Consider the following 24,143-nt stretch of genomic DNA (forward strand, 5'->3'; position numbering starts at 1 on the left):
TTATGAAAAAAAATTTTTACACATTAAGCAACAACTATAAGATTCCTAATATAGGATTCGGTACATTCCGCACGCCTAGTGGAGAGGAAACAGAGCAGTCTGTATTAAATGCAATCAAGGCAGGATATAGGCATATTGACTGCGCTGCCGCTTATGGAAATGAAAAAAGTGTTGGTGAAGCTATACGCAAATCCGGTGTGGCACGTGAAGAATTATTTGTAACAAGTAAGCTGTGGAATGATGACAAAGGATATGAAAAGACATTAGCTGCTTTTAATCGAACTTTAGAGGATTTACAGCTTGATTATCTGGATTTATACCTTATCCACTGGCCTATTGCAAAAGCATCCAAGAATAACTGGCAGGAAGCAAACAGCGAGAGCTGGAGAGCATTCGAGGAACTTTATAACCAAGGTAAAATCAAAGCAATCGGAGTTAGTAATTTTCTTCCGCACCATTTAGAGCCATTGCTCACAACCGCTAAGATTCAACCGATGGTGAATCAAATTGAATTCCATCCTGGCATGTTACAGGAGGAAACTGTAGCGTTTTGTAAGCAACGCAATATTTTGGTGGAGGCATGGGCTCCATTTTCAAACGGACAGATTTTGAAGCATCCGGTATTAAAGGAAATTGCGGATCAATACAAAAAATCCGTAGCTCAGCTTAGTCTGCGCTGGATTATTCAAAAGGGAATTGTTCCATTGCCAAAGTCTGTTACACCGGAGAGAATTAAAAATAATCTTGAGGTATTTGACTTTGAAATCAGTGCACAAGATGTTGAGAAGATTGACAGACTAACCGATTGTGGAAGTTCAGGGCTTCATCCGGATAAAGTAGATTTCTAAGGTTATCTGATATCTATCACTGTTAAGAAAATTATTCCTTATACCGTTGAATAAATGAATATGAAGAATATGAATAGAGTGCATTTCTTGAACAAGGGATTGCACTCTATTCATGTTTATATGAAATAAAATTTAATTAGTTTTTGAATAAACAAGTTATGAAAACTTTTTATTAACATTCCATTTGACATAATTAATTTTAGCTACTAGAGTATATATTAGAGAAACATATAAAAAATTGAATTATACCGAAATGTCGGAGGAATAAAATTTGTTATCTCAGTCAGATGAAATTGCTGACTGAAGATCACAGAGTAGTTGCATTGGAAGAAAAGTAGGAGAGGAGGGCGTCCTATGGCAAAAAATGATAATATGCTGGCAATTCTTTGGATGTTGAATTCAGGAGCAAAAATAACTGCTAAGCAAATTGCGGAAAAATTAGAGATAAATATACGAACCGTTTACCGTTATATTGATTCGCTCTGTGCAAGCGGAGTACCGATTTTATCAGATGCAGGACAGAACGGTGGATATAGATTGCTGAACAATTTTATCCAAGCACCTTTGTTTTTTGATGTTGAAGAACAAAAAGCGCTTCTTCATGCCGCTGTATTTGCCAAAGAAGCAGGATACCCTTTTAGTGAGTCATTAAGTAATGCAACTCAAAAATTAAAAATGTATTCAAACCGGGAACAAGAAAGTATTCTCAATCGCCATTTAACTGGTTTCGAAGTGATAAACCGTAATATTGCCCCTTCTGTTAAGACGACATTGGAAGAACTGGAGCGGGCTGTAGCAAACGAATATTCTGTAGAAATTGAATACCGCACAAGCCATGAAGAACAACCCCGGCTAAGAGTGATTGATCCTTATGGACTACTTTATTGGAACAATAAATGGTATACTGTAGGATTTTGCCATCTTAGGAATCAAATCAGAAGCTTTCGGGCTGAACGGATTTTACAGATAAAAGGGACACAAATGATATTTAAAAGACCTGAAGCCTTTTCTGCCAGGAAATTTTTTTGCAGAATCTTTTACCTGATCCAACAGGTAAGGATGGAGTGATTTCATTAATTATCAGTGGCAGATCAGAAGCTTTGGACGATTTGTGCATTCATTGGTTTTTAGGTCATCATCTGAAAGAGAGGACGTCAAATCAAGCAGTTTTTTTACTTGACGAAAGAGCAATTCATGCATATGTACCTTATTTTCTTCTATCTTATGGAAAGGCCATTCAAGTAATCGAACCGCAGAGTTTGAAGAAAAAACTTGTTGCTATTGCATCGGAGCTAATGGAATATTATCAGATTTAACAGCTTTACTGACAGCAGTTGTCAGTAAAGCTGTTTTATAATAATGAAAAGCATTGATCCAAATAAATGATTGATTACGCTTGATGAATTCGATCCAATGAACACATGCTTAATAATATTTTGGCATAATTTAAAGGAGGTACCAAAATGGCTGATTGCAAAAAATATACAGGAGTAACAGGTAAATATACAAAGAATGGAATACCCAACGGCTTTACAGCTATAACACCATTTATAGTAGTGAAGAATCCTTCTGAAGCAATAGAGTTCTATAAGACAGTTTTTAATGCAAGGGTTAAGGATATTACTGAATTTTTTGATGGAAATGGTAATAAGATAGTTGTTCATGCGGAATTAGATTTTGGCAATGGATTTTTGCAGCTGGGAGCAGAGAATCCGTCATACAAATTGGTCTTGCCGCCAACTGAGGATAATGCATGTTATTCTTTGGCAATTTACGTTGCAGATGTTGATCAGGTGTTTGAAAATGCAGTGGCAAGGGGAGCAAAAGTCAGGGAAAAGATTGTTAACTTTGTTTCAGGTGATCGATTCGGGAGCATTTTGGATCCTTTTGGGGTAAGATGGTCCATTATGACCAGGATTGAGGATTTATCAGAAGAAGAAAGCACCTGTAGAGTAAGAGAATGGGCGGATAGCTTTAAAAGCACATAAAAATAAAAGGATAGATTTGATTGAAGGGAGCAAAAATTATGAGTGAATTTAAAATTGAGCATAAAAACCCGGAGGGGTTATTCGTATCAAAAGCATTTAGTCAAGCGATTACCGTAAGCGGAAAGGCAAAAACAATTTATATAGGCGGACAAAATGCTACTAATTCAAAAGGTGAGCTGATTGGAGCCGGTGATTTGGAATTGCAGACAAAGCAAGCGCTTAATAATATCGCGACTATTTTAGCTTCTGAAAATGCAAGTTTTGCCAATCTGGTTAAACTTAATATCTATTTACTCAGTGGATGCGATCCGCGAATTGGTTACAAAGCATTCCAAGAAGTGGCTGGTTTATTAGAGAATCCACCTTTAGTCACCGTTCTATTTGTCTCGGAATTTGCGCGTCCAGCTTGCCTTCTTGAAATAGACGGAATTGCCGTTATTGAGGATAAGGACTAAAGTTGTATCTTAATATTCTATGAGTATAAATGGGATATGCCTTATTTGGTGTATTCCATTTTTTATGCTGTTTGGCTTCTTGTGTCTACAGTATTATATTAGCAACATTAATTAAAAAATAGATGTTCATTTTTCGTATGCATAAAATTATGGATAACTTTATAATAATTTTATCAACTATGAAAGGGGTCATAATATGACAATAAATGAAAAAATAAAATTATTTCGAAGCCTACATAAAAAAATAAGCCTGTAGTATTATTAAATATTTGGAGTGTAGAAAGTGCTAGAATTAGCTTTGGTCCATCTCTATACTTTTTATATAATGAAAGTGATGAAAATAATATTGAAAAATTTTATGATATAGTGTTAAATAATTTAAACAGTTATTATGAAAATAATCAAATAGAACTTTTAAAGCATAGGAAAAAGAGGTATCTTAAATGATTACTGATGAAAATACAAAGAAAATATACTATAAGGCCTTGATAGAAAGAAATTCAGAATATGATGGTATTTTTTTCGCAGGAATTAAATCCACAGGAGTGTTTTGTCATGCGACTTGCCCTGCAAGAAAGCCCAAATATGAAAATTGCGATTTCTACGAAACAGCAGAAGAAGCTTTATTATCTGGACTTCGACCTTGTAAGAGATGTAAACCTTTGTCATATCCTCAAGAGTTATCACCTATTGTTCAGCAAATGGTAAATCTTGTTGAAGAAAATCCAGAAAAAAGATGGAATGATTCAGACTTTGCTGAACTTGGAATCCATGCAGCCACAGCTAGAAGACAGTTTAAGAAGAAATACGGAATGACATTTGTACAATATGCAAGAGCAAGACGAATGGGAATCGCTATGAAAGCAATAAAAAGTGGTGAAAAAGTAATTAATACACAAATAGATTCAGGTTATGATTCTTCTAGTGGTTTTTATGACGCATTTTCTAAGATTATGGGAAGGCCACCTATCAAATCCAAAGAGATAAAAATACTTTATGCAAATTGGATGGACACAATTTTAGGACCAATGTTGAGCATTGTTGATGAAGAGTTTTTATATTTACTTGAATTTGTAGATCGCCGTGGACTGGAAAGAGAAATTGAGCGGTTGCGTAACAGATTAAATGCTTCTATAATTCCAGGAGAAACTCAAATATCAAAACAGATACAATATGAACTAAATGAATATTTTTCAAAAAAACTAAAAAAATTTAAAACACCTATTATGTTTTTTGGCTCTGATTTTCAGAAAAAAGTTTGGAATTTATTAATGGAAATAGATATAGGAGAAACATCTTCCTATAAAGAGCTAGCAATCAAAATGGGAGCGCCCTCAGCAATGCGTGCAATTGGAAATGCAAATGGAGCAAATCAACTGTCAATTATAGTTCCTTGTCATAGAGTGATTCAATCAGATGGTACGCTGGGAGGTTATGGTGGTGGTTTAGAAAGAAAGAAATGGTTAATCAATCATGAGCGTAAATATAACAATGAATCATAATAAGTTAGAATAAAAATATAACTCAGTTTTAGGTCTAAATACAAAAAGAGGGGCTGTGCTAAAGTGTTTAAAATAGGGGAGTTTTCAAAACTAACGCAGGTTTCTATACGAATGTTGAGATACTATGATGAAACAGGTCTTTTAAAACCTGCTCAAATTGATCAATTCACCGGTTATCGATTATACTCTGTTGAGCAAATACATGCTTTACATAAGATAATTTTTTTGCGGGATACAGGCTTTAATGTTTCAGAAATTGCAGTAGCCTTAAGCAATTGGGACAATACTTTTATAACAAATCAGCTTAAAAACAAACGTCAGGAAATAGAATCAATAATAAATAGGGAACAAGAAAGACTTGCTAAAATTGATATTGCGATCAATGACATTATGGAAGAAAAAATATCAATGCATTACAACGTTTCTCTTAAAAGCATACCTAGTTATCAGGTACTTTCACTACGAAAAATTATTCCTAACTACTTTAGTGAAGGTATGCTGTGGGAGGAATTGTTCAACTTTATAAAGGAAGAAAATATTGATATACCGAAAAACAGCAGCGATTTCGCAATCTATCATGATGTGGAATACAAGGATGCTGATGTAGATGTTGAAGTTTGTGTTGTTGTGAATCATATGGGTGAAAGCAAAAAAGGCTTTACTTTTCGTGAAACAGAGAGAGTGGAGACAATGGCTTGTGCTATGGTATACGGACCCTTTGAAAATATTGGACCAGCATATGAGACCTTTGCACATTGGCTGATGCAGCATAACCAATATAAAATGACAGGTCAAAACAGACAGATATGTCATAGAGGTCCGTGGAATGAGAAGGAACCGGTCAAGTATCTAACGGAAATTCAAATTCCTGTAGAAAAACAAGTATATAGCATTGTTTGATATAACCAGCAGAAATTTTTCTGTTGGTTATATTTTTATATATTGACTCTCACATGGTGATAGGGTTTACAGTAAGGTTGAAGAATAAAAAATGGAGGTTTTAGTATGAAAGAATTATTAGTAAACCCAATAGGAAAAATCAAAATATGTGAGGAGGGAATGTTCATAGAACTGAATAAAAGTTATATTCCTGCATTAAAAGGATTAGATGGCTTTAGCCATGTAGATGTTATTTGGTGGTTTGATGGCTGCGACAATAAGGAGTCTAGAAGCGTATTAGAAGCTTCCTCGCCTTATAAAAAAGGTCCGTCCACTTTGGGGATATTTGCTACTCGATCACCCTTTAGACCGAACCCAATAGCTCTGACTGTTGCACAAACCATCTATATTGATCACGAAAATGGTAGGATTCAACTTGCCTATATTGATGCAAATGATGGTACTCCAGTCATTGATTTAAAACCATATACACCAAGTCTTGACAGAGTGGAAACTCCTCAGGTTCCAGAATGGTGCAGTCATTGGCCTAAGAGCTTAGAAAAATCTGGGGAATTTAATTGGGAAGAGGAGTTTAATTTTTAATCAGTGGCACAGGAATAATATTTTTACAACAAATCAAGGTTTATAAGAATAAGAACTTTAGCAATTAGATAAGGTTCTTATTCTTATTTTTAGATGCTCATTAAAAAAAATTTAGTTACCTTCTATCAGTGTTGTTTTTTAATCCAGCTGCCCGAAAAGGACCAAGTAATGACATTTTAGATAATGTTAAGGCCATTTCTTTCGGAGATTTATTCATACCGCTTTCAAGCCACTGCTGAACTACGCCTAAGTGTGCCGAAATAAGGTAGGATATAAAATATTCCTCTGGAATCAACATGTTTTCTTTATTAAATGTTTTAACCAGCTTCATTTCAAATAAATTGATTTCTGTGAATTTCTTAAGTTTTCTAAGAAATAAAGGGTCACCTTTGGGGCCTAAAATAGCTTTCATGAAATTTGCATTTTCTTTAAAATACTCAAAAAGTTTTATTATAAAAGGTATAGGCTCATTTACAACATCTATGTTCATCATATTTATGTAATCAATACCTTTTGTCTGCTCTTGAATTTCCTGCATTATTTCATCTTCAACTTTTTCTAACAAGTCGTATTTATCAGTATAATGAAGATAAAAAGTACCTCTATTTATATCCGCTCTTGTAGTCAGGTCAGTAATAGAGATGTTGTTAAGTCCCTTTTCTTCAATTAGCTCTGATAAAGCTTTTCTTATCATTTTTTTTGTTCGAATAGCTCTTCTATCATTTTCCGACTTTAACATAGTTACACTTCCTTAGTTCTCACTGTATTTTTAGGATATTAATGAACAATTTATTCTATTCTGTTCAGTAGTTGACACACTAAAGAATATTGTTTATTGTGTAAAATCCTATAAATATTATAATATACATATAGATCATTAATCAACATAGTGTTTATTAAATAACCTATATTTTAATAGAGTGGGTATTTATTTTGTAATAAAGGATGGACAATAAAATAACATAACTTGCCATTACCATGCTGGTGGCACTTTAGGAGGTTTGTATGAGTTTATTTCATGTTGGTATCGATGTTGGATCCACTACAGTAAAGGTTGTAGTTTTTAATAGTTATAAAAAGTTGGTATATAGCAAATATGAGAGGCATTATGCAGATATTAAGAAAAAACTTCAGGAAATACTCCAGGATACATATGAAATTCTAAAGGATGCTCATTTAACAGTGATGATTACTGGTTCCGGCGGAATGAATATTGCAAATAGTATAGGAGTTTCTTTTATACAAGAGGTTGTTGCCTCTACAAAAGCAATAAAGACTTATTATCCTGAGACTGATGTGGCAATTGAGCTTGGGGGTGAGGATGCAAAGATTATTTACTTTAAAGATGGTGTAGAACAGAGGATGAATGGTACCTGTGCAGGTGGGACAGGATCCTTTATAGATCAAATGGCTTCACTGCTGAAGGTAGATGCTGCACAGTTAAATGAGTTGGCTAAAAATTATAACACGATTTATCCAATAGCAGCAAGATGCGGAGTTTTTGCAAAGACAGATGTTCAGCCTCTTTTAAATGAGGGTGCAGCAAAGGAAGATATTGCTGTATCTGTATTTCAAGCTATTGTCATTCAAACTATAAGTGGACTGGCCTGTGGAAGGCCTATTAAAGGTAATGTTGCCTTTTTAGGAGGGCCATTGTTTTTCCTTTCAGAGCTTAGAGAAAGATTTATTGATGTATTGAAATTAGAAGATCATCAAGTGATTTTTCCGGAAAGCTCACAGCTTTATGTGGCTGTAGGAGCTGCCTTATCTTCTATAGAGGAAGAGCCAATACCATTTAATTATTTAATAAGCAATCTTGAGAAATTTGGGAATGAAACTGCAGCTGAGACAAATAGATTAGCCCCACTTTTTTTAAGTGGAAAAGAATATGAAGAATTTAAGCAAAGACATCAGAGAAATTTAGTAAAAAGAAGAGAACTAAAGGATTTTATGGGAGAGTGTTTTTTAGGCATAGATGCAGGCTCTACTACTACAAAAGCAGCATTAATAGACAGTGATGGTACACTTCTTTATACGTATTATGGAAATAATGAAGGAAGCCCACTTAAGTCTACCATTAAAATACTTAAGGAACTATATAGTGTTTTGCCCCCAGAGGCTAAAATCGCAAATTCAACTGTCACAGGATATGGAGAAGGATTGTTAAAGGCAGCACTAAATGTGGACATTGGTGAAATAGAAACTGTAGCCCATTATAAAGCTGCGGATTTCTTCTGTCCTGGAGTAGATTTTATATTGGATATAGGTGGACAGGATATGAAATGTTTGAGAATAAAGGATGGAGTCATTGAAAGCATACTTTTAAATGAAGCTTGTTCTGCCGGATGCGGTTCCTTTTTAGATACCTTTGCAACTTCGCTTAGTATGAGCATAGGAGACTTTGCTTCAAAAGCTTTAGAGTCAGAAAAACCCGTAGACCTTGGTTCAAGATGTACTGTTTTTATGAACTCAAGGGTTAAACAGGCGCAAAAGGAAGGAGCAACGGTAGCTGATATTTCTGCAGGATTGTCATATTCAGTAATAAAAAATGCCTTATTTAAAGTAATTAAAGTGAGAAATCCCAAAGAATTAGGAGAGAAAATAGTTGTTCAAGGAGGTACCTTTTATAATGATTCAGTGCTTAGAAGCTTTGAAATGCTGTCTGAAAGGGAAGCCATAAGACCGGATATTGCAGGGATAATGGGATCCTTTGGAGCAGCACTAATTGCAAGAGAAAGATATGAAGAGGGACATATAACAAGCTTGCTTAATAAAAATCAGTTAGATGAATTTGAAATTAAAACCAATATTGCAAGGTGCGGACTATGCTCTAATAACTGTTTGTTAACCATAAATAAGTTTGGAAATGGCGAAAGATTTGTATCGGGTAACAGATGTGAAAGAGGAGCTGGTAGACAAAAGACACACAACTCACTTCCAAATCTGTTTGATTATAAATATAAAAGACTTTTTGAATATGAACCTTTGCCAAGTTTAGAAGCAAAAAGAGGTACTGTTGGTATCCCAAGGGTTTTAAATATATATGAAAATTATCCTTTTTGGTTTACTTTATTTACGAATCTAGGCTTTAGAGTAGAACTATCAGACAGATCATCAAGCAAGCTTTATGAAAAAGGAATTGAAACCATACCTTCAGAGTCCGTTTGCTACCCAGGCAAGATGGTTCATGGTCATATTATGAACCTTATAGAAAAGGGGATAGATTTTATTTTTTATCCTAGTATTACTCATGAACAGCTGGAACAAAAGGAAGCAGACAATCACTTTAATTGTCCAATAGTTGTCTCCTATCCTGAGGTTATTAAAAACAATATAGATATTTTAAGAGAAAAAAATATATTATATATGAAGCCTTTCCTGCCTTATGATAATAAAAGAAGAATGATAAAGAGATTATACGAAGAATTAGAAGTGTTTAATATCAGTGAGAATGAACTAAGAGAAAGCGTAGAGAAAGCCTATAGGGAACAAGAGAAATTTAAAAAAGATATTCAGAAATCCGGAGAGGATACCCTTAAGGTTATGAGAGAAAAAAGCCTTAAGGGAATAGTACTTGCCGGAAGGCCCTATCATATAGATCCCCAGATAAATCACGGTATACCGGAGATGATAAATTCACTTGGTATAGCAGTATTAACAGAAGACTCTGTAGCACATTTAGGTGAAATTGAAAGACCACTAAGGGTAGTAGATCAATGGGCATATCATTCTCGGCTTTATGCTGCAGCTAGCTTTGTAGCAACACAAAAGGACTTGGAGCTGGTGCAATTGAACTCCTTTGGATGTGGATTAGATGCTGTTACAACAGACCAGGTACAGGAAATACTAAATGGAAATTCAAAGGTTTATACCACACTTAAAATAGATGAAGGGAATAATTTAGGAGCAGCTAGAATAAGACTTCGTTCTTTAAAGGCTACAATCTTAGAAAGAGAAAAAAATAATGTAGAGCTTAAGAGGATAGATAATAAATATAAGAAAGTTCAGTTTACAAAGGAGATGAAAAAAAACCATACTATTTTAGTACCAGAAATGTCTCCAATACATTTTCGATTTTTACAGGAAGCATTTAGACTATCAGGTTACAATATGGTAGTTCTGCCTTCAGTAGATAATAAAGCTACAGAAGTAGGACTAAAGTATGTAAATAATGATGCATGCTACCCGGCCATAATTGTTATTGGCCAGCTTATAGAAGCTTTAAAGTCAGGCAAATATGATTTGAATAATACATCAGTTATGATAGCACAAACTGGTGGAGGTTGTAGAGCTACTAATTATATAGGCTTTTTAAGAAAAGCATTGAAGGATGCCGGCTTTGAAAATATCCCTGTAATATCATTAAATGCTAATGGCATGGAGAAAAATCCAGGCTTTAAGCTTTCACTGAGTCTGTTAAACAGGGGCTTAATGGCATTGATTTATGGTGACTTACTAATGAATGTGCTGTATAGAGTCAGACCTTACGAAAAGATTAAAGGCTCTGCTAATAATCTGTATGAAAAGTGGGCTAAAATATGTAAAGACTCCTTGAAGCATGCTCGCAAAAAGATTTTTAAAGAAAATATCAGAGCTATGGTAAAAGAGTTTGAGAAATTTGAAATAACTGACCAGGTTAAACCAAAGGTGGGATTGGTAGGAGAGATACTGGTAAAATTCCACCCAACAGCTAATAATAATGTTGTAAGCATAGTTGAGGCTGAAGGTGCAGAAGCAGTGATGCCAGGACTTACAGACTTTTTATTATACTGTGCTTCTGATGCGAATTATAAATACAAATATTTATCAGGAAGTAAATTATCTCAGGTTTTAGGAGTAGCAGCCATTAATGTCATTGAGTTTTATAGAAAGACTTATAAGGATGCTTTAAAAAACAGCAAGAGATTCCATGCTCCAAAATCAATAAAAGAGATAGCAGAAGGAGCCTCATCAGTTGTGTCTTTAGGCCATCAGACCGGAGAAGGGTGGTTCTTGACCGGAGAGATGGTAGAGCTTATTGAGAGCGGAGTTAAAAACATTATCTGCATGCAGCCCTTCGCCTGTCTGCCAAATCATATTACGGGAAAAGGCATGATGAAGGAATTAAAAAGGGTTTATCCTGGAACTAACATAGTAGCTGTAGACTACGATCCAGGTGCAAGTGAAGTAAATCAGTTAAACAGAATAAAACTTATGATTTCAACGGCTTTTGAAAATATAGATGATTTAAATATATATCAAAACTACCCTGAACACAAAATGATTTCTGAATTTATTAATAACTCAACTTTAGCAGCACAAGAAACATAGCTTTTCCTTGACTTAAAGCAGAGAAAAAAACAACAGTTTGTTGAAGTTACAAAATAGATTAGAGTTCTGCTTTCCAATACTTTACAAGTTTATTTTAAAGTGCTATTCTTGTCATAAAATATTACTTAAGACACTTAGGGAGATAGTATAAATGCAGAATTTTAAATTAAGACTTAGTAAGAAGTTTTTGATAATGTTAGCCTTTATTATAATCATTTTTTCAGTAAGCTATCTTTTTTTATCAAAGAATGAGGGCTTTTATGACAAGACCATAGCAAAAATAATATCTGTTGATGCAAAGTATTCTACTGCACATGGTATAAATGGTGAAACTGAACAGATAAAAAATCAGAAAATCAAAGCAGTTATTATGAATGGTTCTCATAAAGGTCAAGAAATAGAGTTGCAAAATAAAGCTTCATTTTCACAAATAAATGATTTAGATCTTAAGGCAAATGATGAGGTTTTTGTAACGCTTAAAGAAGATGCTAATAAGAATATTATATCCTCCCAAATAAATGATTTTAAAAGAGATAAATATATTGGCTATACTATAATGCTATTTGCAGTATTAATCCTATTAATTGATGGATATAAGGGATTTAGGTCTCTATGTAGTGTAGCCATTAATATATGTATTTTTTTAGTATTGGTTCAGTTGTTTTTATATGGATTTAATTTTACAATAGGGTCAATAGTTGCAAGTATTTTATTCATTGTTTTATCAATTACAATAGTTTGTGGAAGAAATAAAAAAGCTTTTTCTGCCATTGTTAGTACAATAATATGTACTTTAATTGCTATGCTAATATCCTTATTAGTAATTAAGTTAAATAATTGGAATGGCATTCATTTTGAAGAGATGGAGTTTTTAACACATGCTCCAGAGAATATATTTCTTGTGGAAATACTTATAGGTACTCTAGGAGGCATAATGGATATCTCCATCTCTATAGCTTCATTTGTAAAAGAGAGATATGATATAAAGCCAAACATTGAAACAAAGGAACTTATTAAATCAGGGTTTGAACTAGGAAAAGATATCATGGGTACCATGGCAAATACGTTATTATTCGCTTATATTAGTGGGAGTATACCTATTATTTTGCTGCTCTTTAGAAACAATTATCCTATTTCCTATATCGTCAATATTAATATGTCACTGGAATTTATAAGGGCTATTACGGGAAGCATAGGAGTAGTTTTAAGCATTCCTATTTCTATCTATATTTCAGTGTTCCTTATAAGAAACAATAAGATTGGAGAAATTTAAGAAATGAATACATCTTTGATTTTGTTAATTATTCTCTTTGTTTTAATGATGATTATCGGTGGCAAACGAGGAATAAAGTCCTTTTTTACATTAGTTTTTAATTTTTTAATTTTATTTATAATGCTAATCACAATAAGTTCAGGCTTTGAACCAATAAAAGTCACTATAATTTTTTCTGTATTAATTACTATAATTACTTTATTTTATGTAAATGGGGTAAACGCAAAAACTGTTTCATCTTTAGTATCCGTAACTATAGTAATATTATTGACTTTACTTATGACCTATAAAATAGGAACTAATGCAAAAATTCAGGGATTTGGTAAGGAACAAGCGGAGACCATTGCATTTGTTTCAGTTTATGTACAGCTTAATTTTACTAAAGTATTACTGTGCGAAGTTTTAATTGGACTATTAGGAGCTATAATTGATGTTTCTATATCCATATCCTCTTCTCTGTATGAAATACATAAAAGTAATTCTACTATAACGAAACAAAACTTATTCCTCTATGGTATGAATATAGGAAAAGATATCTTAGGAACTATGACAAATACTTTACTATTCGCATATATAGGTGGATTTATGACGTTAATAATTTATTTTAACGAGCTGCATTATTCTTTTTTGAACATAGTAAATGCAAAGGTATTTTGTTCAGAGGTTTTCCAATCCTTATGCGGCGGAATAGGAATAATACTAATAATTCCAGTAACCTCATTTATAACATCTGAAATACTATCCTCAAGACATTTACTAAAACTAAACTATATCAAAAAAAGTTAAATGGAGTATAATGGATATCGGATAATATGATACTTGTTATCCGATATGCTCTGAAAAAAAGCTAAAATAAATGTTTTAGGGGCAATTGCCCCTTTTTTATGTGTTTTATGTTTTCGACTGTAGATATATACACATTTTACGGATTACTGATACTTCGCAAAAAAGCTTTACTTTCCTTTGCAATGTCATCTGGAGAATATAAGTATATAGAATGTCTACCAGGTACAGAAATTACTTTGCCTTTTTCAAATTTTGATACATAGTTACTGTAATAATTATATCTTTCTTTTAAGAAAGTAGATTTTTGATTTCTTTCTTCTTCTATTAAAGGCACAGGAAGAAAAATACAAATAGGAGTTTTTGTTGGCAATTTTAGTGCAAGAGATTTCTTTGAATTTTTTTCTATAGCATTAAGCTCATTAACTATATCACTTGATTGCAGCTTCTTGTATGTCAATGCTTTATACAACTCCTTATCATCTTTAGATAGGAGATTAGAATCTAAAACAACCTCTTGTAGAGCCATAGATGGAAATAACCTATGTAACCCGAACTTTGTAAAGAATGATTGAGCATTTAATACAAATAAAGTAGATTTATTTAAACTATGTTCTAAATATGCTTCAGGGTAACCTATATCAAGACCAATAATAGCTTTAACTTCCTCCGGATATTTCTGAGCCCAATAGGTAGCTTCTATTCCAGAAATGGAATGAGGAAATAAAACATAAGGAGGTTTTTCACCTGCTAAGGCCAAAGTCTTTCTTGTTTCTTCAAGAACAGTGTCAATATCTCTAGAGTCATTTGAATTTTCGCTAAAGCCATAGCCTGCTCTATCTACTACTGCAATTCTATATTCACTAGACATATTTTTATATAAGGGTTTCAACTCTACTATAGGAGCAACGTTACCTGAGCCAGCCATAAATACACAGGTTAAATCACCTTTTCCTTCAGCATATACGTGAAATTTTTTACCTTTTACCTCTACAATTTTACCAGGAGGAACTAAAAGATTGGCTTCTTTCTTTAGCTGTATTTGATTGTTAATGTAACATACAGAAAGAAAAACTATAAATGCAGCAAGTATACTGAGCATACCAATTTTAGTGTATTTCAACACCTTACTAAATGTTTTTTTCATTGAATTCACCTTCTCTACTAAATTTTTAAGTTGATCTTAGTTTATCAGCTGCACATTAAGTAAACTTGTAGGCTACCTTAAAACTACCTTAAATTTATAAAAAGGTAATTTATAATTTTTAAATATGCTATAATGAAAAATATGTAAATTGAGTAGGTGGAGATTATGTTTTTAATGAAAGATAAAAAGATATTATTAGTAGATGATGAACCTCAATTATTAAAAATGGTTGAAACTATCTTTAGAAAGGATGGATTTTCTAACATATATACTGCATCCTCCTGCAGAGAAGCAATGGAGAAATTAATTAATCACAAGCCTGATATTGCAGTGCTAGATGTAATGCTTCCTGATGGAGATGGTTTTTCCTTAATTAATGAATTTAAGAGGCATTATGAAATTCCGGTATTATTTCTTACAGCAAGGGGAGAAGCGGAAGATAGATTATTAGGTTTAGGACTTGGTGCTGATGATTATATAGTAAAGCCATTCTTACCAAGAGAGCTTACTTTAAGACTGAATGCAATTTTAAAAAGAACATATGCAAGTAGTGCAAGACCAACACAGCCAATTATACACCTTGATTGCTGCACAATTGACTTAGGTAAAGCAGAAGTAATAAAAAATAATGAGAAATTCTATTTAACGGCAAAGGAACATACTATTTTAGCTGTGTTGTATGAAAATGTAAATAAAATTGTTACCATTGATACCCTTTGTCAGCGGGCCTGGCAGGAGGATTCTTATGGCTATGAAAATACCTTGATGGTTCATATAAGGCACATACGAGAAAAGATAGAAGAGAATCCATCAAATCCTAAGTCTCTTGTAACAGTTAAGGGCCTTGGATATACTTTACTAATAAAAAGCAGGTAATCAGTATGAAGAATAATGGATTTAAATTTATTTTAGGGTATATAAGTACAATTGTATGTATTACATTAATAGTAGTTATATTGAATTATCTAGGTTTTATTTACTTTGTACGCAATAGCCCATATATCAAAGAGCCTACTAAAACTGTAAAAAACATAGCACAAGAATTAAGAGAAAATAATAATCAGTTATCATCAAAGACCATAGAAATGATCAAAAATAATGGTATGTGGGTACAGCTTGTTAATGAGAGCGGTGAAGTTATTTATAATTGCAATAAACCAGAAAATATAAACAATCATTATAGCATTAAAGATATTGCAATATTATCTAAAAGTTATTTAAAGGATTATCCTGTTTTTCTATGGGAAAGTAAAGAAAACTTGGTTATATTGGGGTATCCAAAAAGCTCTATACAAAAATATAATTTAGTTATACCGTCAAACACTAAGAATGCTGAACCAACTATCTATATATACATAATTTCTCTTAATATAGTAATTTTAATTATGTTATCAATAGGTCTAATTAGAGTACTAAATAAACCGTTAAATAGATTGATAAAAGGAATTTTTTCTCTAAAAGAAGAAAAGAAAACAGGCTTAAAAGAAAAGGGTATATACAAAGATTTAGCTAAAAGTATAAATGAAACATCTGAGCTCATTATAGATAAAAATAATAAAATTAAGCTTCGTAATAATGCTATTGAAAATTGGATAACTGCAGTTTCTCACGACGTTAGAACACCTTTATCTATGATTTTAGGATATTCTGCGATGATTGAAGAAGATGATACTTTACCAGAAGAGGTTCGTTCAGAAGCGAAAATCATAACTGAAAATTCTCTAAGATTAAGGGAGCTAATTGCAAACTTAAACCTTGCAACTTCCTTACAATACAATATGCAGCCATTGACTTTATCTACTGTTAGGCTTAGCAATATTGCAAGGGAAGCAATGGTGAGTTGTATCAATAGCGGAATTCTTCAAAATTACAGCACGGATATAATTATAGAAGATGAGAATGTAACTGTAATGGTAGATAAAAGTCTTATTTTGAGAGCTGTAATCAATATAATAACGAATAGTGCTAAGCACAATAAAGAGGGGTGTAGTATAACAGTAAATGTTCCTAAGGCAGCTGCTGATAGTATGTATGCTTCTATAGTAGTTTCTGATGATGGTTCTGGTATTTCACAAGAGCAGATAGATAAAATCAATAAAGATGATTATTTTTATACTCAAGTAAATCAAAAGCATGGATTAGGACTGATTATTGTTAGAAGTATTATAGATGCTCATCATGGGAAATTTATTATTGAAAATAGAAAAGATAAGGGAGTAGCTGTAACTTTAAGAATTCCGGTAAAAGGCAGTGTTGTTGAAAAAATATAAATATTAGTATAAATATTTATTTAAAAGTTAATAAAAAAGAGAACCAACGAGATACTTCCGTTGTTCTCTTTTTCATCTTAAATGAGCTTGTATCTTTCTAGAAGTTCTTCAATAATAGTTCCGGAAATCTTTTTAAGTGCTCTCTTTTCCACCAAATTCGCAATAAAAGGAAGTTTGATATCTGTCAGCTTTTTACCATCCAGCATCTTCGAGGTAGCGTCAAACAATACCCTTACATCATAACAGGAGGCGAATACTTCTGGAACCCCACGGTCAACATCAAGTAGTGTGTAAACTGCTTCCATTGCTGTCCTAACCGAATATTCAGTTGTAAATACTGTATCACGAACAGTATCAGCAAACTGTCCGATAAATGCAAAGTTAACGCAGCCATCTGGAATAACCTTCGGGCGATCTCCTTTGCTTCTCGGCATAAAAAAGGCGGTAATGTAGGGCATCATGCACGGAATACAGTGAGCACCGGTTTTCGCCATCTCAGGAATTTCGGCTTCGGGTACCCCCATATGGTAGAGCCATTCCTCTACGATTTCCGTCCCAGTGCATTCCTTCATCGGTTTCTTGATAAAATCTCCAGGGACATCTGTATAAAGCCCGTAAATCCAACCCACAAGCTGATTCTTGGGCTGTTCTTTAAAGTGAGGCTGACGGTTAAATGTATAACTCATGAGCCAACTGGAATCCTTCACGGTAATGATCCCACCCGTGACAACCTTGCTAGAAAATGGGTCACGTTTACACATTTTCTCAATATATTTCGGAATTCTGCTGTCTAATGTGGTGACGGTAGCGGATTCCCAGTTAGTTGCCTTTATATTGGTACAAAATTTTTCTGGATGCCCAAACGCTGAGTCCTGTTTTGCGATATTTTTCCAAAGATGCCAGCAGCCGCCCTCGCCTGGATTAGTATCCATCACTGGCACGTGATCATCGTCGCCGAACGTGGAATTTTCCGTACAACTTCCATTTGTGACAAATACCAGATCATCTTCAGTCAAATCAATAGCTTTTTCCTTGCCGTCATGTGTGCAGATAATCTCTTTTGCCACTTTTTTGCTACCCTTAATGTCAAAGATAACGTTGGTGACCTGTGTGTTATACTGGAAGTTTACATTATGTGCTTCTAGATATTTCATCATCGGCAGGATCAGCGATTCATATTGATTATATTTGGTGAATTTAAGTGCCGAGAAATCAGGTAATCCACCGATGTGATGGATAAATCGCTGAATATACAGCTTCATCTCAAGGGCACTGTGCCATTTTTCAAAGGCGAACATCGTCTGCCAGTAGAGCCAGAAATTCGAAGAATAGAATTCATTATCAAAAACATCATCAATTGTCTTGTCGTATAAATTTTCATCCTTTGTCATAAACAGTTTTATGATTTCTAGCGAAGCTTTTTCCGAAAGTGTGAATTTTTTGTCGGTATGCGCATCCTCTCCACGGTTCACGGAAGCACGCATAAGTGAGTAGTTAGGATCATGCTTATTAAGCCAATAGAATTCATCAAGCACCGATACACCCTCAGTTTCAATAGAAGGAATTGAACGGAATAAATCCCATAAGCATTCAAAGTGATTCTCCATCTCTCGTCCGCCGCGGATAATAAACCCTTTTTGTGTATCTTTGATACCATCACAGGCTCCGCCAGAAATACCCGTTTCCTCAAGGATGTGAATATGATCCCCTTTCATCTGTCCGTCCCTAATGAGAAAACAAGCTGCTGCCAACGAAGCAAGTCCGCTTCCGACAAGATAAGCTGATTTCTTATCAACATCCTTTGGCTTTTCTGGACGAGCAAATGCTTCATAATTACCGTTTGAATAGTACATAGCTGAAACCTCCAAAAATTATTTTATGGTTATAGTATAAACAACTTTTAAACCAATAATTCTCACTACTCCTACAACATCTTTTTTACCAATTAACCAGAATGTTGAAGTTATAATCTCTACTTTCTGAATAAGTATTCAATTTTTTAGTGGCAGTATAGATGCCGAAAGTTGTATTTTAAAATTGCTATTTACTCTTAATGAAGAATATAAAAGAAATCTCTTAATATCAATGATTATGATATAATGGAAGAAAAGTTAATGGAGAAATCTAAAATCAAAGTATACCAGATAAAATCGTGGATATTATAAAGAAAGCAAAAGATGTTATGAAGCAATTTTTAAATGTATGAAACAAGTTTTTTACAATCGAATAATAAAAAGGATGGGATAAAGATGAATCATCATTTGCTGCGATTTATGGAAAAAAAGACTTCTCTCAGTAGAGATAAAATCCTGGAAATTATGAAGGATATGGTTGTTGAGACTTATAGTAAGGGGACTATACTTCTCCGACAAGGAGAAGTTTCAGATAAGTGTTATTCTGTACTGGCTGGCTGTGTAAGACAATACTCAGTTAGAGAGGATGGTAAAGAAGTAACTATTAATTTTTTCACAGAGGAACAGGCTGTTGTCGTGTTTAGAAGCTACAAACAAAAAATACCTAGCGACTATTTTTTGGTCTGTGTAGAGGATTCAACACTGCTTGTTGGTGATCAGGAGTCTGAAGAAAGAATGTATAAGAAATTCCCGGAACTGGAGAAAATAACAAGGACAATTATTGAACATAATTTCGGTGAGGAGCAAGATGAAAGGGCAAGGTTCATGAGAGCTGTTCCAGAGGACCGTTATCGAATGTTGCTTGAAAAAAGACCTGAGCTTATAAATCGTGTTCCACAACATCAATTGGCAAGCTATCTTGGGATCACTCCAGAATCCTTAAGTAGAATCAAAAAAGAGTATCCCAAGATCGCTGATTGTGAAAATTAGTTTCCTATTTTTAGTACCTTTCCGCCTTTTACCATAATCCATATGCCCAAGCCTAATTCTCCAAGTATCATTGGTAGAGTTAATATATTTTCAAAAATTCGAGTAGCATTCTCATATTGTGGTAAGAACAGATGTATTATGTTAATAAACACGTAACCAAAAGAAGCAATGAGCAAAAGAATTCCCAGTATTTTTGGGATGAAGCCTGATTTCATTACCAAACAACCAATGATGAACAGGTGAACTCCAAAAATAATTAATCCGAAAGACCACATTTTCTGAAACGCAATAACAAACAGCATCAACAAAGATTTCAACTGGTCAGTTTGATTGGGTAGTAATTGGTGATCTCCACCCAGTAAAATGCTTATAAATACTAAATTTAGAATAGCTATTCCAAGGATAGCACAGTAAGCCAAGCGAAACCATGCACCAAGCAAGGACAGGCTGCTGTCAATTTGCTTAAGAAAGATATATAGTGCCCATGAAATCACAATATCGCAAATAAGAATAATGAGCCAACTGAAAATTCCTGCTTGAAATAGTGAAATTGATTTTTTTATATTGTTCATTGTGGCAGTTGTGTCGCCATTTATGATTAGTCTGGTGTTAACAACTCCAACTGCAAACATTGCGCATATTGTCATAGTGAGCATTGCGATTCCAGTTATTAATGCTGCTTTGCGCAGTGATGTTTTTTCTGTTTCAAAGACTAACATTTTATTTCCCTCCCCTTTTATATGAGACGATTATATCATTGTAGTACTATTAAATCCTTGATTTAAATCAAGAGTAGCGTGTTAGTATGTATATCTTTTGCAGATCTTCAAGGCAATGCTTTTAACGGTCTCATCATTTCATTATTTATAAAGAAAATTTATATTTTAACTGAAATATAGTATAATATTTGATAGAATGTAAAGGGAGCGTAGTGGGGAAAATGTTAAGCTACCCAAAAATAATTTGAAGTGTACAAAGAACAATTTTTGTATTCAATAATTTATAAATAACAGATGAGGAAAATAAAAAGATGACAATGGAATTGGAAAAATACTACAATAAATTTTGTGAGGACAAAAGATTAACGAGAAAATATGGACAAGTTGAATATATCACTTCCATGAAGTATATTCATGAGTATCTAGAAAATAATGAGAACGCAAAAATCTTAGATGTTGGTGCAGGGACAGGCAGATACTCTGTACAATTGGCAAGTGAAGGATATGATGTTACTGCAATTGAACTTGTGAAGCACAATCTAGGTATTTTAAAGTCAAAAGGAAGTACAGTAAAAGCAATGCAGGGAACAGCATTAGATTTATCAAGATTTTCAGAAAATACTTTTGACATGACGTTGGTGTTTGGACCAATGTATCATTTATATAAATTTGAGGATAAAGTAAAAGCGCTGCAAGAGGCAAAAAGAGTAACGAAAGTTGGAGGTGTTATCTTAGTAGCATATTGTATGAATGAATATAGTGTATTAACCTATGGTTTTAAGGAAAATAATATTCGTACATCTATTGATAATGGGAAACTTACTGATGATTTTCATGTTATATCGGAACCAAAAGATTTATATGATTATGTAAGGATTGAAGATATTAATAAGTTAAATGAGGAAGTAAGTCTGCAAAGGATAAAAATAATTGCAGCAGATGGACATGCTAATTATATGCGATCTGTTTTGAATGCTATGGATGAAGATACATTTCAGCATTTTCTTAATTATCATTTTTCTACCTGTGAAAGACCAGACTTGCTCGGAGCAAGCGCACATACATTAGACATTTTGAGAAAGAAATAAGGTAATTATAAGGTGTATTTTGAAAATGGAAATATAGAATATATGGGAAAAGTGGCAGTTACTAATAGCAACTATCACTTTTTTGAATACTTTTCCAAAATAACTTATTCCATTAAAACCTGCGTCAAAAGCAATGATAGAAAAGGATAACACAATGGAATCCAGTAAGGTTTTAGAGTATTTAGGAATTTCAAAACAAAGGTTTTTGGATATGAATAGACAGTGGAATTGAATAATGAAAGGAATTGAAAAAATGTTAGATAACACGGATAAGTGCATTTTAGAGGAACTGTCAAAGAACAGCCGTATCACTATGAAAGAGTTGGGAGAAAAGGTGCATTTGACAGGACAGGCGGCTGCATCCAGAGTTGCCAAATTAGAGGATAACGGCATTATTGAGGGGTATACTATTAAAGTTAATCAAGCGAAAATGGGGTATCCTGTTCACGTAACGGTAAATATCTATACAAAAAGTGAGTATCATCAACCTTATCTTTCATTTATAAGCTCACAGGAAGAATATATAATCCATAACTATAAAATCAGCGGAGATGGCTGTTATCTTCTCGAATGCAAATTTCAGTCTAACGAGCAGTTAGATAAATTCTTAGTAGACTTAAATCAGTATGCAAATTATAAATTAACTGTTATTATTAACGAAACAACCAAAAGCAGGCAATTCCCATAGTGAGGAAATGCCTGCTTTTTTATTTGTTTCTAAAATTCTTGTTACTTTAAAATGCGTATGATTCTCCATCAGCCGGTATTAATACGTTAGAAGAAATTACATTTTCATCGATAAATTGTTTTAACGCTTTTCTTGTCACCCTTGCGTGGTTAACAGCTTCCATATGGCTAGCAATAATTGTTGCTTGAGGAGCAGCTTTATATACCTCATAAACATCATTTATATTCATGATTATATGCCCACCTGTTATGAACTGAGCACCACCAGCGTTTAAAATAATTATGTCTGGATTATTGTTGTCTATTGCTTTTTTGACATCGTCGTACCAAATGGTATCTCCTGCTAAGTATACTGTTTTTTCATTTGGATTACTGAAGATAACCCCGCAAGCTTCGCTTGTAGCGTTAAAGCGTTTATAATAGTTCATAACTTCTTCATCTGGTACATGTATACAATTTGTTTTTATTAATTTGATATCTCCAAACAATATACCGTTATTTTTTAAAACATCAACATCCTTAAAACCAAAGCTTTTTAAAGCTTCCGCTTCTTCTTCATTCTGTGCAAACATTTTTGTGCCTTTTGGTATTACCTTGATAGCAACTTCATCAAAATGATCAGGATGAATATGTGTGACAATTACAGCGTCTACATCTTTTATAACTTCATCAATAGGCATCGGCAAATCGACCATTGGATTACTTTCCTGATTTTCTGCTGGGATAGGAGGAAAAGCTCCTTTGTCTGCTAACCATGGATCAATTAAAAATTTTTTTCCAGCATATGTTATGGTTATAGTTGCATTTCTTATTTGTTGAAAATTCATATTAACAGCTCCTGTATCCTTTATCTGTATACAGTTTATAATATAGACGATGACATTTACATAGATAGAATCAAGTCTTTTTGTAGTTTAACTTGAATAATGAAAGTAATTAATTTTACAACCAAGAAGGGATATTGATTAGGTAATGGTAAATCCTAATATTATGTGTTTTAAATATAGTATATAGGAGGAAAGACAGTGAGAAATAGAAAATCAATTATTATTATTTTATTGGTGGTTGGTATTTTTATAACAATATTTTTATTTTTACATAATGATAATAAGCATTATGTTTTTAGTTCAAAGGCAACATATTTAAAGGTAGCAGAAAGACTTACCTATAAGGATTACTATAACAATAGATATAAATTTTCAATAAAATATCCAGATAATCTTATAAAAGGTGAGGAATCAACAAATGGAGATGGGATCACTCTTACCAATGAAAATGGAAATGTAAAGCTTATTGTGTTTGGAAGCAATAATATATTTGACACCACTGCAAAATCAGCTTATGAAGATACGCTGAAGGAAATTAAAAATGTTGCATATAAAAAACAATCAGAGAACTGGTACGTTATCTCCTGGGTCAAAAACAATAAAATTATATATAAAAAGGAAGTAGTAGGAGATGGCAGCATAAATACTCTTATATTTGAATATCCCTTAACAGAGAAAAAGTTATATGATGAATTTTTGCAGAATCTCGATAGTTATTTTAAAACTCCTGGAATTGGCGAAGCACATTAGCAAAATAAATTGTCTCCAATATTTGTTTACTTGTAAGATATCTCAGCACAATTAATGTATTTTTACCATTGAAAGTAATAATAATATGTTTCCTGCTTGGAGCAAAGGTCAAATTGAATTCAAGAACTGGTCAAGTGATAGTCAACAAACAATTGTAAGAGGTTCAAAACA

20 protein-coding genes and 1 pseudogene are annotated in these 24,143 nt (G+C 33.3%); 16 read left to right on the forward strand and 5 right to left on the reverse strand.

The annotated features are described in order from the left end of the window. Positions 1 to 2 precede the first annotated feature (2 nt). From RCG18_RS14990 to RCG18_RS15020, 7 genes and pseudogenes are all read left to right on the forward strand, one after another. Positions 3 to 848, forward strand: a complete 846-nt coding sequence (locus RCG18_RS14990; RefSeq protein ID WP_308036852.1) for an aldo/keto reductase — start codon at positions 3 to 5, stop codon at positions 846 to 848. 354 nt (positions 849 to 1,202) lie between these two features. Further along, positions 1,203 to 2,164: pseudogene (locus RCG18_RS14995) on the forward strand (helix-turn-helix transcriptional regulator). A gap of 147 nt (positions 2,165 to 2,311) precedes the next feature. Beyond that, entirely contained in the window at positions 2,312 to 2,836 is a 525-nt protein-coding gene (locus RCG18_RS15000; protein ID WP_308036853.1) for a VOC family protein, read from the forward strand. A 38-nt stretch (positions 2,837 to 2,874) separates the two neighbouring features. Continuing rightward, complete coding sequence (locus RCG18_RS15005; RefSeq protein ID WP_308036854.1) at positions 2,875 to 3,291, forward strand: RidA family protein; 417 nt, start codon at positions 2,875 to 2,877, stop codon at positions 3,289 to 3,291. Between the two features lie 443 nt (positions 3,292 to 3,734). Further along, positions 3,735 to 4,793, forward strand: a complete 1,059-nt coding sequence (locus RCG18_RS15010; protein WP_308036855.1) for a trifunctional transcriptional activator/DNA repair protein Ada/methylated-DNA--[protein]-cysteine S-methyltransferase — start codon at positions 3,735 to 3,737, stop codon at positions 4,791 to 4,793. Positions 4,794 to 4,856: 63 nt separating this feature from the next. Continuing rightward, entirely contained in the window at positions 4,857 to 5,693 is an 837-nt protein-coding gene (locus tag RCG18_RS15015; protein WP_308036856.1) for a MerR family transcriptional regulator, read from the forward strand. A 105-nt stretch (positions 5,694 to 5,798) separates the two neighbouring features. Then, on the forward strand, positions 5,799 to 6,275 hold the full coding sequence (locus RCG18_RS15020) for an SAM-dependent methyltransferase (protein ID WP_308036857.1): 477 nt from the start codon (positions 5,799 to 5,801) through the stop codon (positions 6,273 to 6,275). 115 nt (positions 6,276 to 6,390) lie between these two features. Here RCG18_RS15020 and RCG18_RS15025 read toward each other — a convergent pair whose 3' ends face one another. Further along, the gene (locus RCG18_RS15025) at positions 6,391 to 7,014 is read right to left on the reverse strand and encodes a TetR/AcrR family transcriptional regulator (RefSeq protein WP_308036858.1); all 624 of its coding nucleotides are present in this window, start codon (positions 7,012 to 7,014) and stop codon (positions 6,391 to 6,393) included. A gap of 266 nt (positions 7,015 to 7,280) precedes the next feature. Between RCG18_RS15025 and RCG18_RS15030 the strand changes: the two genes are divergently transcribed. From RCG18_RS15030 to RCG18_RS15040, 3 genes are all read left to right on the forward strand, one after another. Further along, on the forward strand, positions 7,281 to 11,585 hold the full coding sequence (locus RCG18_RS15030) for an acyl-CoA dehydratase activase-related protein (protein WP_308036859.1): 4,305 nt from the start codon (positions 7,281 to 7,283) through the stop codon (positions 11,583 to 11,585). A 151-nt stretch (positions 11,586 to 11,736) separates the two neighbouring features. Next, a complete protein-coding gene (locus tag RCG18_RS15035; RefSeq protein WP_308036860.1) occupies positions 11,737 to 12,858 on the forward strand; it encodes a YibE/F family protein in 1,122 nt (373 codons plus the stop codon). 3 nt (positions 12,859 to 12,861) lie between these two features. Next, positions 12,862 to 13,644: a YibE/F family protein gene (locus RCG18_RS15040; protein WP_308036861.1), complete on the forward strand. Its 783-nt coding sequence runs from the start codon at positions 12,862 to 12,864 to the stop codon at positions 13,642 to 13,644. Between the two features lie 136 nt (positions 13,645 to 13,780). Here RCG18_RS15040 and RCG18_RS15045 read toward each other — a convergent pair whose 3' ends face one another. After that, positions 13,781 to 14,788, reverse strand: coding sequence for an alpha/beta hydrolase (locus RCG18_RS15045; protein ID WP_308036862.1), 1,008 nt, complete (start codon positions 14,786 to 14,788; stop codon positions 13,781 to 13,783). Between the two features lie 165 nt (positions 14,789 to 14,953). Between RCG18_RS15045 and RCG18_RS15050 the strand changes: the two genes are divergently transcribed. After that, positions 14,954 to 15,664, forward strand: coding sequence for a response regulator transcription factor (locus RCG18_RS15050; RefSeq protein WP_308036863.1), 711 nt, complete (start codon positions 14,954 to 14,956; stop codon positions 15,662 to 15,664). 5 nt (positions 15,665 to 15,669) lie between these two features. Then, positions 15,670 to 17,058, forward strand: coding sequence for an ATP-binding protein (locus RCG18_RS15055; protein WP_308036864.1), 1,389 nt, complete (start codon positions 15,670 to 15,672; stop codon positions 17,056 to 17,058). A 77-nt stretch (positions 17,059 to 17,135) separates the two neighbouring features. Here the strand turns inward: RCG18_RS15055 and RCG18_RS15060 are convergent, their stop codons facing one another. Then, complete coding sequence (locus tag RCG18_RS15060; protein ID WP_308036865.1) at positions 17,136 to 18,911, reverse strand: oleate hydratase; 1,776 nt, start codon at positions 18,909 to 18,911, stop codon at positions 17,136 to 17,138. Between the two features lie 420 nt (positions 18,912 to 19,331). Here RCG18_RS15060 and RCG18_RS15065 point away from each other — a divergent pair, with 420 nt between their 5' ends. Continuing rightward, the gene (locus RCG18_RS15065; protein WP_308036866.1) at positions 19,332 to 19,901 is read left to right on the forward strand and encodes a Crp/Fnr family transcriptional regulator; all 570 of its coding nucleotides are present in this window, start codon (positions 19,332 to 19,334) and stop codon (positions 19,899 to 19,901) included. On the opposite strand, the gene RCG18_RS15070 is transcribed toward RCG18_RS15065, so the two are convergent. Next, positions 19,898 to 20,620: a DUF4386 domain-containing protein gene (locus RCG18_RS15070; RefSeq protein WP_308036867.1), complete on the reverse strand. Its 723-nt coding sequence runs from the start codon at positions 20,618 to 20,620 to the stop codon at positions 19,898 to 19,900. The genes RCG18_RS15065 and RCG18_RS15070 overlap by 4 nt on opposite strands. 311 nt (positions 20,621 to 20,931) lie before the next feature. On the opposite strand from RCG18_RS15070, the gene RCG18_RS15075 reads away from it, so the two are divergent. Both RCG18_RS15075 and RCG18_RS15080 read left to right on the forward strand, forming a co-directional pair. Then, entirely contained in the window at positions 20,932 to 21,708 is a 777-nt protein-coding gene (locus tag RCG18_RS15075) for a methyltransferase domain-containing protein (RefSeq protein ID WP_308036868.1), read from the forward strand. A 253-nt stretch (positions 21,709 to 21,961) separates the two neighbouring features. After that, on the forward strand, positions 21,962 to 22,396 hold the full coding sequence (locus tag RCG18_RS15080; RefSeq protein ID WP_308036869.1) for an Lrp/AsnC family transcriptional regulator: 435 nt from the start codon (positions 21,962 to 21,964) through the stop codon (positions 22,394 to 22,396). Positions 22,397 to 22,442: 46 nt separating this feature from the next. Here the strand turns inward: RCG18_RS15080 and RCG18_RS15085 are convergent, their stop codons facing one another. Further along, positions 22,443 to 23,222, reverse strand: a complete 780-nt coding sequence (locus RCG18_RS15085; protein ID WP_308036870.1) for an MBL fold metallo-hydrolase — start codon at positions 23,220 to 23,222, stop codon at positions 22,443 to 22,445. Positions 23,223 to 23,420: 198 nt separating this feature from the next. Between RCG18_RS15085 and RCG18_RS15090 the strand changes: the two genes are divergently transcribed. After that, positions 23,421 to 23,972 (forward strand): hypothetical protein, encoded by a 552-nt coding sequence (locus tag RCG18_RS15090; RefSeq protein ID WP_308036871.1) that lies wholly within the window; start codon positions 23,421 to 23,423, stop codon positions 23,970 to 23,972. Positions 23,973 to 24,143 lie beyond the last annotated feature (171 nt).

Origin of the sequence: Clostridium sp. OS1-26, assembly GCF_030915445.1 — a bacterium.
Classification (GTDB): Bacteria; Bacillota; Clostridia; order Clostridiales; family Clostridiaceae; genus Clostridium_AM.

Bases quoted from the DNA above. Each gene is read 5' to 3' on its own strand.
- RCG18_RS15050 (WP_308036863.1), top strand. From the start codon at position 14,954: ATGTTTTTAATGAAAGATAAAAAGATATTATTAGTAGATGATGAACCT.
- RCG18_RS15025 (WP_308036858.1), bottom strand. From the start codon at position 7,014: ATGTTAAAGTCGGAAAATGATAGAAGAGCTATTCGAACAAAAAAAATG.
- RCG18_RS15070 (WP_308036867.1), bottom strand. From the start codon at position 20,620: ATGTTAGTCTTTGAAACAGAAAAAACATCACTGCGCAAAGCAGCATTA.
- RCG18_RS15085 (WP_308036870.1), bottom strand. From the start codon at position 23,222: ATGAATTTTCAACAAATAAGAAATGCAACTATAACCATAACATATGCT.
- RCG18_RS15000 (WP_308036853.1), top strand. From the start codon at position 2,312: ATGGCTGATTGCAAAAAATATACAGGAGTAACAGGTAAATATACAAAG.
- RCG18_RS15005 (WP_308036854.1), top strand. From the start codon at position 2,875: ATGAGTGAATTTAAAATTGAGCATAAAAACCCGGAGGGGTTATTCGTA.
- RCG18_RS15045 (WP_308036862.1), bottom strand. From the start codon at position 14,788: ATGAAAAAAACATTTAGTAAGGTGTTGAAATACACTAAAATTGGTATG.
- RCG18_RS15030 (WP_308036859.1), top strand. From the start codon at position 7,281: ATGAGTTTATTTCATGTTGGTATCGATGTTGGATCCACTACAGTAAAG.
- RCG18_RS15060 (WP_308036865.1), bottom strand. From the start codon at position 18,911: ATGTACTATTCAAACGGTAATTATGAAGCATTTGCTCGTCCAGAAAAG.
- RCG18_RS15040 (WP_308036861.1), top strand. From the start codon at position 12,862: ATGAATACATCTTTGATTTTGTTAATTATTCTCTTTGTTTTAATGATG.
- RCG18_RS14990 (WP_308036852.1), top strand. From the start codon at position 3: ATGAAAAAAAATTTTTACACATTAAGCAACAACTATAAGATTCCTAAT.
- RCG18_RS15080 (WP_308036869.1), top strand. From the start codon at position 21,962: ATGTTAGATAACACGGATAAGTGCATTTTAGAGGAACTGTCAAAGAAC.
- RCG18_RS15035 (WP_308036860.1), top strand. From the start codon at position 11,737: ATGCAGAATTTTAAATTAAGACTTAGTAAGAAGTTTTTGATAATGTTA.
- RCG18_RS15065 (WP_308036866.1), top strand. From the start codon at position 19,332: ATGGAAAAAAAGACTTCTCTCAGTAGAGATAAAATCCTGGAAATTATG.
- RCG18_RS15020 (WP_308036857.1), top strand. From the start codon at position 5,799: ATGAAAGAATTATTAGTAAACCCAATAGGAAAAATCAAAATATGTGAG.
- RCG18_RS15055 (WP_308036864.1), top strand. From the start codon at position 15,670: ATGAAGAATAATGGATTTAAATTTATTTTAGGGTATATAAGTACAATT.
- RCG18_RS15010 (WP_308036855.1), top strand. From the start codon at position 3,735: ATGATTACTGATGAAAATACAAAGAAAATATACTATAAGGCCTTGATA.
- RCG18_RS15075 (WP_308036868.1), top strand. From the start codon at position 20,932: ATGACAATGGAATTGGAAAAATACTACAATAAATTTTGTGAGGACAAA.